This is a genomic window from Pseudomonas sp. Sample_9 (genome assembly GCF_004307535.1).
Lineage (GTDB): Bacteria > Pseudomonadota > Gammaproteobacteria > Pseudomonadales > Pseudomonadaceae > Aquipseudomonas > Aquipseudomonas mercuritolerans.
In genome coordinates this window covers 1-14,413 of sequence record NZ_RAZO01000393.1, presented here as the reverse complement: position 1 = coordinate 14,413, position 14,413 = coordinate 1, and the positions used below count along the sequence as shown (strand labels likewise).

The 14,413-nt window shown below is 60.1% G+C and carries 12 protein-coding genes; 2 read left to right on the top strand and 10 right to left on the bottom strand.

Translation table 11 applies throughout. From position 1 onward, the window contains the following. Nucleotides 1-887 (top strand): metal ABC transporter ATPase (locus D6877_RS22780; RefSeq protein ID WP_130912199.1); only part of this gene is annotated, 887 nt, incomplete at its 5' end. Between the two features lie 86 nt (nucleotides 888-973). On the opposite strand, the gene hldE is transcribed toward D6877_RS22780, so the two are convergent. From hldE to D6877_RS22765, 3 genes are all read right to left on the bottom strand, one after another. Continuing rightward, complete coding sequence (gene hldE, locus D6877_RS22775) at nucleotides 974-2,395, bottom strand: bifunctional D-glycero-beta-D-manno-heptose-7-phosphate kinase/D-glycero-beta-D-manno-heptose 1-phosphate adenylyltransferase HldE (protein WP_130912198.1); 1,422 nt, start codon at nucleotides 2,393-2,395, stop codon at nucleotides 974-976. A 99-nt stretch (nucleotides 2,396-2,494) separates the two neighbouring features. Beyond that, the gene (gene msbA, locus D6877_RS22770; protein ID WP_130912197.1) at nucleotides 2,495-4,300 is read right to left on the bottom strand and encodes a lipid A export permease/ATP-binding protein MsbA; all 1,806 of its coding nucleotides are present in this window, start codon (nucleotides 4,298-4,300) and stop codon (nucleotides 2,495-2,497) included. A gap of 15 nt (nucleotides 4,301-4,315) precedes the next feature. Next, complete coding sequence (locus D6877_RS22765) at nucleotides 4,316-5,488, bottom strand: O-antigen ligase family protein (RefSeq protein WP_130912196.1); 1,173 nt, start codon at nucleotides 5,486-5,488, stop codon at nucleotides 4,316-4,318. 111 nt (nucleotides 5,489-5,599) lie between these two features. Between D6877_RS22765 and D6877_RS22760 the strand changes: the two genes are divergently transcribed. Continuing rightward, nucleotides 5,600-6,205: a toluene tolerance protein gene (locus tag D6877_RS22760; protein WP_130912201.1), complete on the top strand. Its 606-nt coding sequence runs from the start codon at nucleotides 5,600-5,602 to the stop codon at nucleotides 6,203-6,205. Here the strand turns inward: D6877_RS22760 and D6877_RS22755 are convergent. The 7 genes from D6877_RS22755 to D6877_RS22725 form a co-directional block, all read right to left on the bottom strand. After that, nucleotides 6,200-7,294, bottom strand: a complete 1,095-nt coding sequence (locus D6877_RS22755; protein ID WP_130912195.1) for a glycosyltransferase — start codon at nucleotides 7,292-7,294, stop codon at nucleotides 6,200-6,202. The two genes, D6877_RS22760 and D6877_RS22755, sit on opposite strands and share 6 nt — an antisense overlap. A gap of 54 nt (nucleotides 7,295-7,348) precedes the next feature. Beyond that, entirely contained in the window at nucleotides 7,349-8,110 is a 762-nt protein-coding gene (locus D6877_RS22750) for a glycosyltransferase family 2 protein (RefSeq protein WP_130912194.1), read from the bottom strand. A 54-nt stretch (nucleotides 8,111-8,164) separates the two neighbouring features. Further along, nucleotides 8,165-9,121: a glycosyltransferase gene (locus D6877_RS22745; RefSeq protein ID WP_130912193.1), complete on the bottom strand. Its 957-nt coding sequence runs from the start codon at nucleotides 9,119-9,121 to the stop codon at nucleotides 8,165-8,167. A gap of 81 nt (nucleotides 9,122-9,202) precedes the next feature. Next, nucleotides 9,203-10,603: a PIG-L family deacetylase gene (locus D6877_RS22740; protein WP_130912200.1), complete on the bottom strand. Its 1,401-nt coding sequence runs from the start codon at nucleotides 10,601-10,603 to the stop codon at nucleotides 9,203-9,205. An 8-nt stretch (nucleotides 10,604-10,611) separates the two neighbouring features. Then, nucleotides 10,612-11,508: an antimicrobial resistance protein Mig-14 gene (locus tag D6877_RS22735; protein ID WP_130912192.1), complete on the bottom strand. Its 897-nt coding sequence runs from the start codon at nucleotides 11,506-11,508 to the stop codon at nucleotides 10,612-10,614. Next, entirely contained in the window at nucleotides 11,508-12,638 is a 1,131-nt protein-coding gene (locus D6877_RS22730) for a glycosyltransferase (protein ID WP_130912191.1), read from the bottom strand. Before D6877_RS22730 ends, D6877_RS22735 begins: the two co-directional genes overlap by 1 nt. Beyond that, complete coding sequence (locus D6877_RS22725) at nucleotides 12,622-14,379, bottom strand: carbamoyltransferase (RefSeq protein WP_130912190.1); 1,758 nt, start codon at nucleotides 14,377-14,379, stop codon at nucleotides 12,622-12,624. Before D6877_RS22725 ends, D6877_RS22730 begins: the two co-directional genes overlap by 17 nt. Between the last annotated feature and the right edge of the window lie 34 nt (nucleotides 14,380-14,413).

Here is a 14,413-nt window from a genome sequence, read left to right as displayed (position 1 = left end):
GCTATCAGAGCGTCGGCATGCCGCTGAACTTCGCCCAGACCCTGCAACGGCGCAAGCCGGTCAGTGTCGCCGACAGCGAACGCTTTGCCCTGGAACTGGCCAACCTCGGCGTGTCCGTGCGCCTGACCCTGCACTGGCAGAATCGCGACTATTGGGTGCTGGTGCGTCAGCGTCGGCAGGATCGCGGCGACGTGGTACTGAAGCTGATTTCCGGCTACGTGCCGGCCCACGAATTGAATATTCCGCTGCACACGGCGATTCAGGAAATTGCCGAAGAGTGCCTGCTGGAAACACCGGAAGGCTGGCTCGGCGGGCGTTTCAACGACACCTGGTTGCCGGCGCCCTACTCCGCCGCGCTGCATTACCGCGAAGCGCTGCCGTTTCGCCTGACACCGCTGTCCGGTTCGGCACGGCCGGTGCGCTGCGCCAACCTGCAATTGCTGGAGCGGCCACGGGCCTACGTGCATTTGCCGACGGCGTCATTGCAATTGATCTATGACCTGCGCCTGGACGTACCCAAAGAGGCGAAATCCCTGAGCCTGTTTCATGTCGACGAGCGTCTGGAAGGCGATCAACTGGTGGCGCGGCTCGATCGCAAACGGCCTGACCTGTACTTGATGCCATTGCACGACGGTCAGCCGCTGCCCGAGTTGTATACGCTGAAAAAGGATCAACTGTATCCGGCGAGTACGCGCGGTCTGTATCTGGCTGAAAGCTTTGCCCGACAGGATGGCTGGCTGGTGCGCGATGAGCGGATTCGCTGGAAGGACTGGTTGCGCCAACAGGGCCTGACGCCAGCGGAGAAGGCCACTGGACTGGCACGCCTGCGCGGCAAGGCCAGGCAGCTGCTGAAGAAAATCGTACCGCGCAAGAAAGTGAATTCCTGAAAAGCAAAAAGATCGCAGCCTTCGACAACTCCTGCATTGGAATGTATTTCCCTGTAGGAGCTGCCGCAGGCTGCGATCTTTTGATCTTATCGGCCGCGGATCTTTTCTACGATCGCTGTCGTCGAGCTGTTTTCCACCAGACCCAAAACTTTCACGGTGCCGCCGTAAGCGGTAACGATATCGGCGCCGACTACCTGATCGATGCCGTAATCGCCGCCCTTGACCAACACATCCGGTTTAACCTCGCGCAGCAGGTTTTCCGGCGTGCCTTCAGAAAAGCTGATCACCCAGTCCACCGCGCCGAGACCGGCGAGTACCGCCATGCGTCGATCAACGCTGTTGATCGGCCGGCCCGGGCCTTTCAGGCGGCTGACCGAGGCGTCATCGTTGACCGCGACGATCAGACGATCGCCTTGAGCGCGGGCCTGTTCCAGATAGGTCACGTGGCCGGCATGGAGGATGTCGAAGCAGCCATTGGTGAAGACAATCCGCTCGTTGTGCGCACGGGCATCGTCAACCGCCAGCAGCAGTTGCTCAAGACCCAGCACACCTCGCTCCGAACCTTCTTCGCGCTGAATGGCGCGGCGCAGCTCCGGGGCGCTGATCGCTGCTGTACCGAGCTTGCCGACGACGATGCCTGCTGCCAGATTGGCCAGCGCCACGGCGTGCGGCAGTTCTTCGCCAGCGGCAATGGCTGACGCCAATGTCGAAATCACCGTATCGCCGGCACCGGTCACGTCGAACACTTCGCGGGCGCGGGCCGGCAGGTGCAACGCCGGATGATCCGGGCGCAACAAGGTCATGCCGTGTTCGCCGCGGGTCACCAGCAGTGCGCCGAGGTCGAGTTCCTGCATCAGCACGGCGCCTTTGCTCACCAGCTCGTGCTCGTCGGCGCAACCACCGACGATGGTTTCGAACTCGCTGAGGTTCGGCGTTATCAGGCTGGCGCCGCGGTAGATCGAAAAATCCTTGCCCTTCGGATCGGCCAGCACCGGAATGCCCTTGGCACGGGCGGCCTGGATCAGCGTCTGATGATTCTTCAGCGCGCCTTTACCGTAATCCGACAGCACCAGCACTTTGATGCCTTCCAGCAGCTCGTCGACCTGCGCGGTCAATGCCAGCGCATCAGTGGCGAACACTTCTTCGAAATCGATACGCAGCAATTGCTGGTGCCGGCTCATGACCCGCAGTTTGACGATGGTCGGTTGATGGGCGATGCGCTGAAACAGGGCTCGTACGCCCGCACCCTTGAGACTGTTGCTCAGGCTGTCGGCGGCTTCGTCATCGCCGGTCACGCCCACCAGCGATGCCGGTGCGCCCAGCGCGGCAATGTTCAGCGCCACGTTGGCGGCACCGCCCGGGCGATCTTCGATCTGCTCGACCTTGACCACCGGCACCGGCGCCTCAGGGGAAATCCGTGAGGTTCCGCCATGCCAGTAACGGTCGAGCATGACATCGCCGACCACCAAGACAGGGGCTTGATCGAATCGCGGCATCGACAATTTCATGGAGCAACCCACATACAAAATGAACAGGGGCGCGATATTAACAGGATCGCGCGCACCGGGAATACACGAGGGTGAGGCTGGCCCACCCTCATCTGCAGATCAGGCAATGTCTTCGGCCGGAGCATCCAGCCCCATCGCATGCAGCCGCGCGTAATAGCCATTGTGAGCAAGCAATTGGGCATGAGTGCCGCGTTCGACGATCTCGCCCTGATCCATGACGAGGATCAGATCGGCCTTCTCGATGGTCGACAAACGGTGGGCAATCACCAGCGTGGTGCGGCCTTTCATGACATGGTCGAGTGCTGCCTGAATGTGCCGCTCGGACTCGGTATCAAGGGCCGAAGTCGCCTCGTCGAGGATCAGCAGCGGGGCATTTTTCAACAGCGCCCGGGCGATCGCCAGACGCTGACGCTGTCCACCAGACAACAGCACACCGTTCTCGCCGACCTGGGTATCGAGGCCCTGGGGCATTTGCGCGATGAAGTCCATGGCAAATGCATCCCTGGCGGCTTTCTCGATATCTTCGCGAGGCGCGCCTGCAAGATCGCCGTAAGCGATGTTGTTGGCGATGGTGTCGTTGAACAGCGTCACGTGCTGGGTCACTTGCGCCACATGGCGACGCAGATTGCGCAGGCGATAATCTTCGATCTCGACATCATCGAGCAGAATTTCGCCGCTCTCGTGGTGATAGAAGCGCGGAATGAGACTGGCCAGCGTCGATTTGCCGCTGCCGGAACGCCCGACCAGTGCGATCATCTGACCTGGTGACGCGGTGAAGCTGATGTTTTTCAGCACTTCCCGTTCGGTGCCCGGGTAAGTGAAGCTGAGGCTGTTCACCGCCAGGTGGCCACTGACCCGATCACGCTCGATCGTGCCGGTATCGATTTCCGGTTCAACGTCGAGTTGCTCGAAAATGCTTTCAGCACCGGCCACGCCTTTCTGAATGGTCGAGCTGACTTCGGACAATTGCCGGATCGGCTTCGGCAGCAAACCTGCTGCCGTGATGTACGCGACCAGATCACCGGCCGTTGCATCACCGCGCAGGAACAACACCAGGAACATCAGCACGGCCATGGCGGTGTAGATCACCAGCTGCAGCATCGGCGTATACACGGCGCCAGTCTTGGTCATGCGCAACTGTTTGTCGGTGTTGCTCTGACTGGCCGCCGCAAAACGCTGCTGCTCATAAGCCTCGCCACCAAAACTGCGCACGACGCGATAGCCTTGAATGGTTTCGGAAGCGACGTGAGTGACATCGCCCATGGCCACTTGAATCTTCTTGCTCTGCTTGCGGAATTTCTTGCTGGTGTTGCCGACCATGAACGCGATCACGGGCAGAATGGCCAGCATCACCAGGGTCAGCTTCCAGTTCATCCAGAGCAGATAGGCGAACAGGAAAACCACGGTCAGGCCTTCGCGGATCACCACTTTGATGGCATCTGTGGCGGCACCGGTGACCATGGTCACGTTGAAGGTGATGCGCGAGATCAGATGACCCGAGTTATGGGTATCGAAATAGCGATTGGGCAGTACCAACAGCTTGTTGAACAGTTCGATACGCAGGTCATGCACCAGCCCCAACGAAACCCTCGCCAGGTAATAGTTGCCGAGAAACGAGCCGAGGCCTTGCCACGCGGCGATCAGGATGATCAGCAACGGCACAGCCATCAACAGCTGCACGTCTCGCAGATAGGGCACATTGGGGAAGAGCACCGCTTCAGGGTTGCTCAGGCCATCGACGAAATACTTGAGAATCCCGGCCAGCATCGGTTGCGTGGAAGCAAAGATCACGAAGCCCACGATACTCAGCAGGAAAAGACCGATATAGGGTTTTACGTACCCCAACAGCCGAAAGTAGATTTTCAGGCTGGATTCCTGTTCCGCTTTGGGCGGTGCGTCAGTCATCGTAGAGCTCACTGGTTAAGAAGAACGCGAAATTTTATCACAAGCGCCGCCATTGGCCCGCGCCCATACCAAAACGCTGGCAAGCCCCAACGGCAGCCAGCTGATGAACCATTCGGCACGAGGGGTGCCGGTCAGGCTGGCAGCGTCGAACTGCATCGCCAGTGTCGAGAACAGCCAGATACCGATAACCCCACGGGCATAAAGGGTCTCGCGAACTTTCCAAGCCTGGAGAATCACGCCGAACCAGACGGCAGCCCATAACAGCAGTCCCGGCAGACCCAGCACGATTGCGACGTGGGTAAACAGATTGTGGGCGTGGTCGAAAGTCATGCCCGACCAGAAAACCCGATAGTCCCCACCCAGGCCCAACCCACCCCAGGGATGTTTGGCGATCATATCCAGAGAGGCCATCAGAATCTGCGGACGATACGAGACCCCGCGCGCCAGAACCAATGGTTCGAAAAACCACAGCGCCAGCATGGCCACCACCAGAGCTACGGCCGCGACGATGCGACTGTGGCGGTCACGGCACCACATCGGCATGGCCAGGATGGTGAGAAACAATGCCAATCCCGCACCACGACTCTGACTCATCAGCACAAATGTGCCCAGCACCGCCAGCGCCAACGCATAGATCACTTGCCATATCACACCGCGGGGCGCCCACAATGCCAGCCACACAGCCGCCACACCGATCACATAGCCACCAAGGATCGGATGCGCCAGCTCACCCAGCCCTTCCACCCGGGCGGACCAGACGTTGCCTTCTATGCCGTAGAACTTGACGATAGCCACCAGCGCAGTCACTGCCAGCCCCAGCCCGCCCCACTGCATGATGCGGATCAATCGCTCGGGACGCCCATTGGCAAACACCGGAAAAAACAGCAGAAACACCACGATGTACAACAGGCGCTTGGCTTCGCGGCCGGGCTCAGGTGCGTTTGTCCATGCCAGACTGATCAGCGACCAGATCAGCAGACCGAGCATTGGCAGGTAGATCCAGCGTTGCTCATGGAGCACTGCAATGACGCGATGGCGCGCCGGCCAACACAGCAACAGCGCCGGCAACCAGACGAGAGCGACCAGCCCTTGTTGGTAGACCTTGTTGGTGGGCGCTACGGCAATGGCCAGTAGAAACCACAAGAGCCCTGTCGCCATCCATAGTTGCGCCCAGCGTGTTTCCTGCATCAATCTGCTCCTGACAAGGGTTCGCCCATGCGACGCGGCATGGTTAAAATCGAAACTTTTCGGCATCATTGCCCGCTACAACACCCCGCACTTTCGACAAGGCTTCCTACGATGCGATGCTCCCGGCTTTCACAAGCCGCTCTAGACCAAATGATCGACGCTGCCAAAGTGCTGGAAGCGGACAGCTACGGGCCGAAAGTCTACCTGCTGCAGGATGGAAAAATTCTTAAACTGTTCCGTCGCAAACGGTTTTTTTCATCCGCTTTGTTTCGCCCCTATTCGAAGCGATTCATCGACAATGCCGTCGAACTGCAAAAGCTCGGCGTACCGACGTTGCAGATTCTCCAGTTCTTCCGCCTCGAGAAACCCGGCATGACCGCCGTGCTGTATCAGCCTCTGCCAGGGCAAACGCTGCGGCAGATCGCCAGCGAGCAAGGGTTCGACTGGAAGCAGGCATTGCCGGATCTGGCCGCCCTGATACGCAGCCTGCACCGCTCGGGCATCTATTTCCGCTCCCTGCATCTTGGCAATATCGTCGTCACACCAGACAACCGCATGGGCCTGATCGATGTCGCCGACATGCGCTTTACCCGTGGACCGTTGCCCGAACGCTTGATCAGACGCAACCTGCAACATTTCGCCCGCTATATTGCGCGCGAGAAGCTGAACGACAGCTTTCCGATGCAAGCACTGGAGCGCGCAGTGTTGTCGTCATGAAAACAATGCGCGGGCAGCCTGGCTGAAGCTCGACCAGGCCTCGTCCGGCGCAAGCATCCGGTATTGCTCGGCATTGATCGCCCGAGATGAGGCACTGAAGGCTCGGTCAATGGCCTCGGACCATGCTTGCGTGTCATTGACCGGGGCATACCAGCCAGCGCTGCCCAGCTGTTCGCTGAACACTTCCAGATCGCTGCACAGCACCGGTACGCCGGCCATCACCGCCTCCTGCATGACCAGCCCCAAGCCCTCTTCCAACGAAGGTATGGCAACCCAGTCGAATGCACGATAAAGCTGCGCTGCTTCGTTCAGATGCCCGGTCAGCAAGACCTTCCCATGCAAGCCAAGCGCTTCGATGCGCTGCTCCAGGGCCGTACGTTTGGAGCCCTCACCAATAATGACCAGGCGCAAGTCCGGGCGGGTGTCGAGTGCTGCAGCAAAGGCATCAAGCAGATAGCCGAAACCCTTTTCGGAGACCAGCCGCCCCACCGCGCCCAATACCGGCGTATCGCCTTGCGGCAATCCCAACCGTGCCCGGGCTTGCTCGCGGGTGAACAGCTCAGCGCGAAATGCCTCCGGATCGAACGCACTTCGCAACGGAGTGACAGGCATCTGCAGATCATGAGCCAGCGAATCGGCAAGGGTGCTGGAGACAGCAACCAATGTCAGCCGGGACGCCGGCAATGCCTGAAAAAGTGCCTGATCGCCGGCATTCAGACGTGCCGAGCCATGGAAAATCACCACGACGCGGATGTCTGGCAGACTCTTGAGGACCGGCAATAACGTGCGTGCCACCCCCATGCCGTCCAGCAGCAGCAATCGAGCGTCGCTGTCCACTAGCGCCTGGCGAAACCTCGCCCGCATCAAGGGTCTGGCGAAGCGCCAGAAATGCCGGCCTTTGAGGCGGGCCGACGATAATTGCCACTCCCGTACCTCGCCGACGTCCACGCCGCACTCGGTTCCCTGCCCCTGGAGCAGCCAGGTCTTGACCTCCGCCGAAGGCGAGGCCTGAGACAATATTTGCTGGTGCACTTTATGGATTGATGCGAACGGAGCACCACCGGCCCACATGATATTCAGGATATTCATCGGGCAGAAAGCCGTTGCATGGATTTGCGGGGACAAGCTGCGGCGTACTCGAACTCAGTTGATGAACCAGCCAATGCAGACTCCCAGCAATAGAAACAGGGCGAACTTGATCTGTTCGCGGCGATTGCGGCGCGCTTTGCGTTCACGCTCGACATCCGTTTGCACATGCAGGCCGAAACCGGTGTGCATGACCGCGTCTGCCTCGAGGATCAAGGCGTCCCTGTTCAATTGCGAGTAGCGCTGTGACAAGGCCTTTTCGCCACCGTGCCCGGCGAAAGGTGCACACAACCGATAGTCCTCGAGTCGGCGCAACCCCGGGTTCAGCGAGAACCCCTGCCACTCCGGCTTGTCGGAAATCAGCGGATAACACGCAACGCCATCGACAATCTCGCGCGCGCCCAAATGGATATAAGGGCTGTGAACACGCAGATCGTGATTATAGCTGCGCAACCAGATCTGCAGAATTTCCGGCCGGGCCTCCAGAATAGTCATGGAGTCTTCCACGAACCCCGGACGGTAGAACTCCCAGTCGTCTTCGCAATGGAAGATATAAGGCGTAGTGACCTGCCCGTAGGCCAGGTCGATCGATGCCAACTGGCCCAGCTTCGGACGATTGACGAAGATCGTGCAATGCTCTTTCCAGTGCGCAGGCAGAATCCCGGCAACGCCTTCGTCGCCGGCATCTTCGGTGATGAACACTTCACGAATGGGTGCCGTGTTGTATCGGTCGAAGCTGTCGAGAGTGGTCTTGAGCAGATCGAGTCGACCGCAGCTGGTAACCACCAATGTAATCTGGCTTTCTTTGGAAAATTGCACCGAAATCTCGTTAATCAGAAGTCGCCAGCAATATCACTGGCTATATGACACTTGTCAAATGCCCAGTTTCAGGCGGATTTTTTCCAGCAGACTCAGCGGCGCCCGATCACGCAGCGGTGGCTCAAGCTCTTCAACGATGCGCTGACCGATCCGCGCAAAACTGAACTGACGTACCGCCAGCTCACGACCGTTGTCAGCGATGCGCTGCGCCAGTTGCGGATCTTCGCGCAGCCTGGCCAGTTTTTCCTGCAACTGCGTGATCGTCTGATAGAACACCACGTTGTGCATGTCCTGCAAACCCAGCGCCGCGCCTTCGGCGGCGCCTTGATCATAGGCCAGCAGGACGCAGCCGCAAGCCATGGCTTCGAAGTTCTTGATCATGAACTCGCCCATGCCCACGTCCGCGCTGACAAAAAAGCGGATACGGTTGAGCGTTTCCAGGTATTCAGCCCCGGACTTGGTCCGCGTTACCAGCAGGGGCTCGACCTGACCCAATTCATCCAGCAGTGCCTTGCGACCGCTGTAGGCCACACTGTTGGTACTGCCGACGAAGGCAAGTTCGATATCCCGCTCGCGCCCCAGGTCTTGCAATTGCGTCTGATCGTAGCCCTTGGGCACGAACACGGCGTCGAAGCCCTCCGAGCGCAGACGCTCGGCAACCACGAAACCGGAACTGATCACGCGTGCCCACGGCAAGCGGCGGTAGTGCGCGCTGAACTTGCCAGTGTATTTGCAGGGGATGTAATTCTGATAGGCGTCGTGCTCCAGAATCACCAGATTGGGGATGGTGCGGATAAACCCGACTTGACGGATCTCCTGCTTGAAGCGCAAGAAAAACACGATGCGGTCATAGCGCGAAACGTCGACTTCGCGGCGGAAATATCGACGCAGATTGCGCTGCTCGTCACCACTCAACCAGCGCAAATCGCAATCGCAATGGGCTGCAACACCCTCGTACAAACGATCGAGTATGGCCCGTTGATCTTTCTGCACCAGAAATAGAACTTTCATTGTCTTCCTTGCCGCAACAGCAACCCGAGCAAACCTGAACATGCCCGCCCGCAAGAAGGTCTTGCGCGGGCGCCTGTGTCGTTACAAACGCCAGAACAGTTCATGTCGCCGAACCGCCTTGCGGAAAAATTCGTTCTCGCCATAAGGCGAACCGGAGCGCCCTGCCAGCAATCGCTGCAAGCCACGACGCAAGCGGCGCTTGAACGGCGCGGGCGGCTGCAGGTCATGCATCATCCCCAGGGCCATGGCCTTGTCACGCTGCTGCGCCACCGACAACGCCAGGCATACAGGCTGCACCGGCACGCCAGCATCAAAGGCCGGCGGCAGCGCCACGCCATCACCACTGTTACCCATCGGCCACCGATCGTTATCGTGCAGGTGGTTGGCATAACCGAGCAGCGTCGGCTGCCAGTCCAGACCTTTCAACACTTCAAGCACAGCCTGCTGCGCGCAGATGTGGTCAGGATGCGGGTCGAGCGCCGGGTGCGGCAGCACGATGACCTCTGGACGCGCGCGCAGCATGGTTTCGCGCAGATCGGCCAGCAGATTGTTCCAGGTCGGCGCGCCGTCGGCGTCACCCGGGAGCACAAATGGATTGAATTGACGGAACAGGCGGGTATCGCTCAAATCCGCTTCGCGCGAGCCCACCGGTTGCTCCGGCTTGTCACGCATCGCGGCCAGTTGCAGGCAGAAATACCCGAACTGCACGCAACGCTCTTGGGCGACACCGGCCCACTGCGGAACCGTGAGACTGTCCCAGGCGCGCAAACGTCCCTTGAGCCGCGCGGCGTCGACCTTGCTCATGCCCATCTGTTGGTAATGTTCGGCCTCGATTTCGCCAGCGGTCAGGGTGACGATCCAGGCCTCTTCGGCCTGACTGTACAAACCGAACGCCGCCAGCTCCGCATCATCCGCGTGAGGGGCAATGACCATGACCCGCTGTCGACGGTAATCAGCGTGCTCCAGCGCCCACAGCACCGGCTCGCCCGACACTCGACAGAAACGACCGCGCAGGCGCAACACGCCTTCGGACAACGCTTGCGCCTGCCCGCTGAGGTTCAGGTAGCGCAGGCCACGGACACCGCGCTCAAAGGTTTGCACGTCAGGATTGGCGCCGCCCGACAACTCGACCCGAGGATCGAAGAAGCGTCCCAGCCAGGTGCCTTTGACCCGCAGCGCCAGGATCAGCGTCGCGTCGTCGGCCAGCATCACACCTTCATCCAGACGCAACTGCTCGCCGTGCAGATGAACCTTCGGTTGCGGGGTATAGGGCGGGAAGCTGTACTGATAATCGTCGCTCGGGGCATAGAACAGATGATCGGCAAACCACGCCTCATGAGCGATCCAGCCGCCAATCAGCAACACCGGGGCCAGCCACCAGGCAACCAGTACGCTCAGTGCGATGATGGCGGCCAGCGCGACCAACACAGCCACGCGCTTGTTGCGTCGATGGCGCTTGAGCAATTGCTGTTTGCGGCTCATGGTCTGGCTCATACGGTGAACACCGGCACAGGGTTGCACCAGCGGTCCTTGTATTCACGATCAGCGCGACCGAATGAAAAACGCAGCGGCTTGCCGAGTGCCCGTGCATGTTCCCAGGCGCTTTGCGTATTGAGAAAGCTCAGCACGCTGCCGGGGCTGAACTCACGGGTCTCGGGATCAACGCCGCCATTCACATATTCGACACTGATCCATTCCGGCGCCTCGACGCGGTAGACCAGTTGAATCGCAATCGGCGCATCGTTGAGGAAAATGACCGAGCCGATCAACAGCTCGCGCAGCAAATCGATGACCTCGGCCATGCGCGCCGCGCCGGTGGCCGGAAAACCCCAGCGGCGCTGGAACAGATCGCAATACATCGCGGCCAGCTCGACGCTGGAGAACTCGCTGACCGCTCGCACCACACCGCCCGCTTCTTCCAGCAGGCGCAATTCGCGACGCTGGTTGTAGCGGAACTTTTTCGACAATTCTTCCGGGGTGCGGGCCATGGCAAGCTGTTCTGCCTGCAACTTCAGGCCACTGAAACGGCCTTCGTTGAGTGCCGACAGATAGCGCGCCCGATGACGCAGCGGTGCCTGGGCATCAACGGCACCCGGCAGGATCAGCTCGGCATTGCCGAGGTCGAACAGGCCTTTCTTGCCATGGCGCTTGAGCGCGTCCTTGGACAGCGCCAGATCGCGACCCCAGGTAGCGATGGAGGCTTTGATGTCGCCTTGCTGCTGCCAGGCCAGATAACGCACCGGGATCCCGGCCAGGTCCGCCAAGCGCTCGATGACCAGCGGATGCGTTGCGACACTGCCGCCATAACGCTGCCAGGCAGTGGCATAGGTCGAGGCGTCAACGGGCGACCAGCCACGTTCGCGCCAGCCTTGAAATCGGTTGAGCATCAGCCCCTCGTTGCCAGATCGGTAACTGGCGGCAGGCGCCAGAAGGTCTCGCGCACTGCACGGTCGGAGAAACGCTCATGCAGTCGCTCGAGCATCATCTGCGCACATTGACGACGCTGCGGCTCATCCATCGCGGCCAGGTGTTGCAGCCCTTGAGCCAGATGTTCGGCATCGCCCAGCGGAAACAGAATGCCCACACCCTCCACCACTTCCTTCGCCCCGCCGCAGGCGGTGGCCAGCAACGGCACGCCGGCAGCCATGGCCTCCAGCAACACCATGCCGAACGGTTCGTGATCGGAGCTCAGGGCAAACACATCGAAGGCGCGAAAGTAGTTGCGAGCTTCAGGCACCTGACCGAGAAACAGCACTCGGTCGGCAATCCCCAGCTCACGGGCCAGCGCCTTGAGATCCGGTTCCAGGCGACCGCTGCCGAGAATGACCAACTGACTGTTGGCCGGCAGGCCTGGCAGCGCTTGGGCAAACCCGCGCAGCAACGTGGCCTGATCCTTGTCCGGGTGCAGGCGGCCGACGTTGCCGACAATCCAGGCATCCGGCGACAGCCCGAGGATCTGACGCGCTTCTTCAGCCGGGATTTGACGGGCTTGCAGTGCAGGCACATCGATGCGGTTGTACAGCGTCTGGATTCGGCTCGTCGGCCACTTCGGCAGGCAGTGACGCATGTCGTCACGCACCGCATCCGACACCCCGAGCAGGCTCAGGCGCTTGCGGAAAATATGCGCGAACAACTTGCGCGTGCCGCGCTGGTAATCGCCGAATGCGTGGTGCACGCCAATGACCGGCAGCGAGGTGCCGAGCAAGGCGATGTAGATCGGTTTGAAGCGATGGGCGATGCAAAGACTGAAATTGCGTGAGGCGACGATCTTGCGCAAATCGCCGATAGCACCCAGTTTCAGGCCACGGATGGCCTTGGAGCTGTACTCCATGAACAACACTTCATCGGAAGCACACGCTGCGGCCACCTCGCTATCGGCCGCCCCGGTCAGAAACACCGTGGTCACCCGATAGCCGGTGCCGGCAAACAGGCTGGCGTACTGCCGTGCGCAGTCCAGGAACGGCCCGTCATAGCCGTGACAGAACTGCAGCACATGGCGTTCAGCCGAACGAGTCATAAGCGTTCGCGCCCTCTTTCACCACCAGGATGTCTTCCATGATCAGGTACTGCAGATCCGAGCCGAAAAACATGTTCAGCGCGTCGGTCGGCGAGCAGATCATCGGCTCGCCACGGCGGTTGAGCGAAGTGTTCAGCGACACGCCGTTACCGGTGAGGTTTTCCAGCGCCTTCATCATGTCGTAGTAGCGCGGATTGTACTCACGCTTGAGCACTTGGGCCCGGGAAGTACCGTCTTCATGGACGACTTCCGGCACGCGGGTTTTCCATTCTTCGGCGACTTCGAAGGTGAAGGTCATGAACGGCGCCGGGTGATCGATCTTGATCATCTGCGGCGCGACGGTGTCGAGCATCGACGGGCAGAAAGGCCTCCAGCGCTCGCGGAACTTGATCTGGTGGTTGATGCGGTCGGCGACACCGGCCACGCTCGGGCAACCGATGATCGAACGGCCACCCAGTGCACGCGGACCGAACTCCATGCGCCCCTGAAACCAGGCGACCGGATTGCCATCGACCATGATCTGGGCGATCTGCTCCGGCATGTTGTCAAGCTTGCGCCAGGTCGGCTTGTTCTCGTGGCGGGCACACGCAGCAATCACGTCTTCGTTGCTATAGGACGGGCCGAGGTAGACGTGTTCCATCTTCTCGACCGGTACGCCACGGGCATGCGACACGTAAGCGGCAGCGCCGACTGCGGTGCCGGCATCGCCGGACGCAGGCTGCACGAACAGCTCTTTGATGTCGTCGCGCGCGATGATTTTCTGGTTGAGCTTGACGTTCAACGCACAGCCACCAGCGAAAGCCAGCTTGCCGGTTTCCTTGAGGACGTCGCCCAGATAGTGGTCGATCATCTGCAACGCCAGCTTCTCGAACAGCGCTTGCATACTCGCGGCGTAGTGAATGTATGGTTCATCAGCGATGTCGCCTTCGCGCTTCGGACCCAGCCACTCGATCAGCTTCGGCGAGAAGTAGAAGCCTTTGCCCTTTTCTTTATAACGACGCAGGCCGATGACGTTGGCGTAGTCGGTATTGATCACCAGCTCGCCATTTTCGAACGAGGCCAGACGGGAGAAATCGTATTTGCTGGCATCGCCGTACGGCGCCATGCCCATGACCTTGAACTCGCCGTCGAGCATCTCGAAACCGAGGAACTCGGTGATCGCACCGTACAGACCGCCGAGGGAGTCCGGATCGAAGAATTCCTTGATCTTGTGGATCTTGCCGTTTTCGCCATAACCGAAGAACGTCGTGGCGTATTCGCCTTTACCGTCGATGCCGAGGATCGCGGTTTTCTCTTTGAAACCGGAGCAGTGATAAGCGCTGGAGGCGTGAGCCAGGTGATGCTCGACCGGCTCGATCTTGATTTTCTTCGGATCGAAGCCCAGTTGCTCGAGGCACCAGACGATCTTGTTGCGATAGCGCTTGTAGCGACGGTTGCCCATCAGGATCGCATCGAGAGCACGATCCGGGGCGTACCAGTAGCGCTTGGCGTAGTGCCAGCGGGCCTTGCCGAACAGGCTGATCGGAGCGAATGGAATCGCTACCACGTCAACGTCGGACGGCTTGATGCCGGCTTGCTCGAGGCAGAATTTCGCCGATTCGTAGGGCATGCGGTTCTTTGCATGTTTATCGCGTACGAAGCGCTCTTCCTCAGCCGCCGCGACCAGCTTGCCGTCGATGTACAACGCTGCGGAAGGATCATGGCTAAGGGCGCCGGACAGGCCAAGAATCGTCAATGCCACAGGGGTCTAGCCTCTTTAGTCTGCATGCAGGCGC

What these genes read in the sequence shown, in the direction of transcription:
- hldE (WP_130912198.1), bottom strand. Translation starts at nt 2,395, where the DNA reads ATGAAATTGTCGATGCCGCGATTCGATCAAGCCCCTGTCTTGGTGGTC.
- msbA (WP_130912197.1), bottom strand. Translation starts at nt 4,300, where the DNA reads ATGACTGACGCACCGCCCAAAGCGGAACAGGAATCCAGCCTGAAAATC.
- D6877_RS22765 (WP_130912196.1), bottom strand. Translation starts at nt 5,488, where the DNA reads ATGCAGGAAACACGCTGGGCGCAACTATGGATGGCGACAGGGCTCTTG.
- D6877_RS22760 (WP_130912201.1), top strand. Translation starts at nt 5,600, where the DNA reads ATGCGATGCTCCCGGCTTTCACAAGCCGCTCTAGACCAAATGATCGAC.
- D6877_RS22755 (WP_130912195.1), bottom strand. Translation starts at nt 7,294, where the DNA reads ATGAATATCCTGAATATCATGTGGGCCGGTGGTGCTCCGTTCGCATCA.
- D6877_RS22745 (WP_130912193.1), bottom strand. Translation starts at nt 9,121, where the DNA reads ATGAAAGTTCTATTTCTGGTGCAGAAAGATCAACGGGCCATACTCGAT.
- D6877_RS22740 (WP_130912200.1), bottom strand. Translation starts at nt 10,603, where the DNA reads ATGAGCCGCAAACAGCAATTGCTCAAGCGCCATCGACGCAACAAGCGC.
- D6877_RS22735 (WP_130912192.1), bottom strand. Translation starts at nt 11,508, where the DNA reads ATGCTCAACCGATTTCAAGGCTGGCGCGAACGTGGCTGGTCGCCCGTT.
- D6877_RS22730 (WP_130912191.1), bottom strand. Translation starts at nt 12,638, where the DNA reads ATGACTCGTTCGGCTGAACGCCATGTGCTGCAGTTCTGTCACGGCTAT.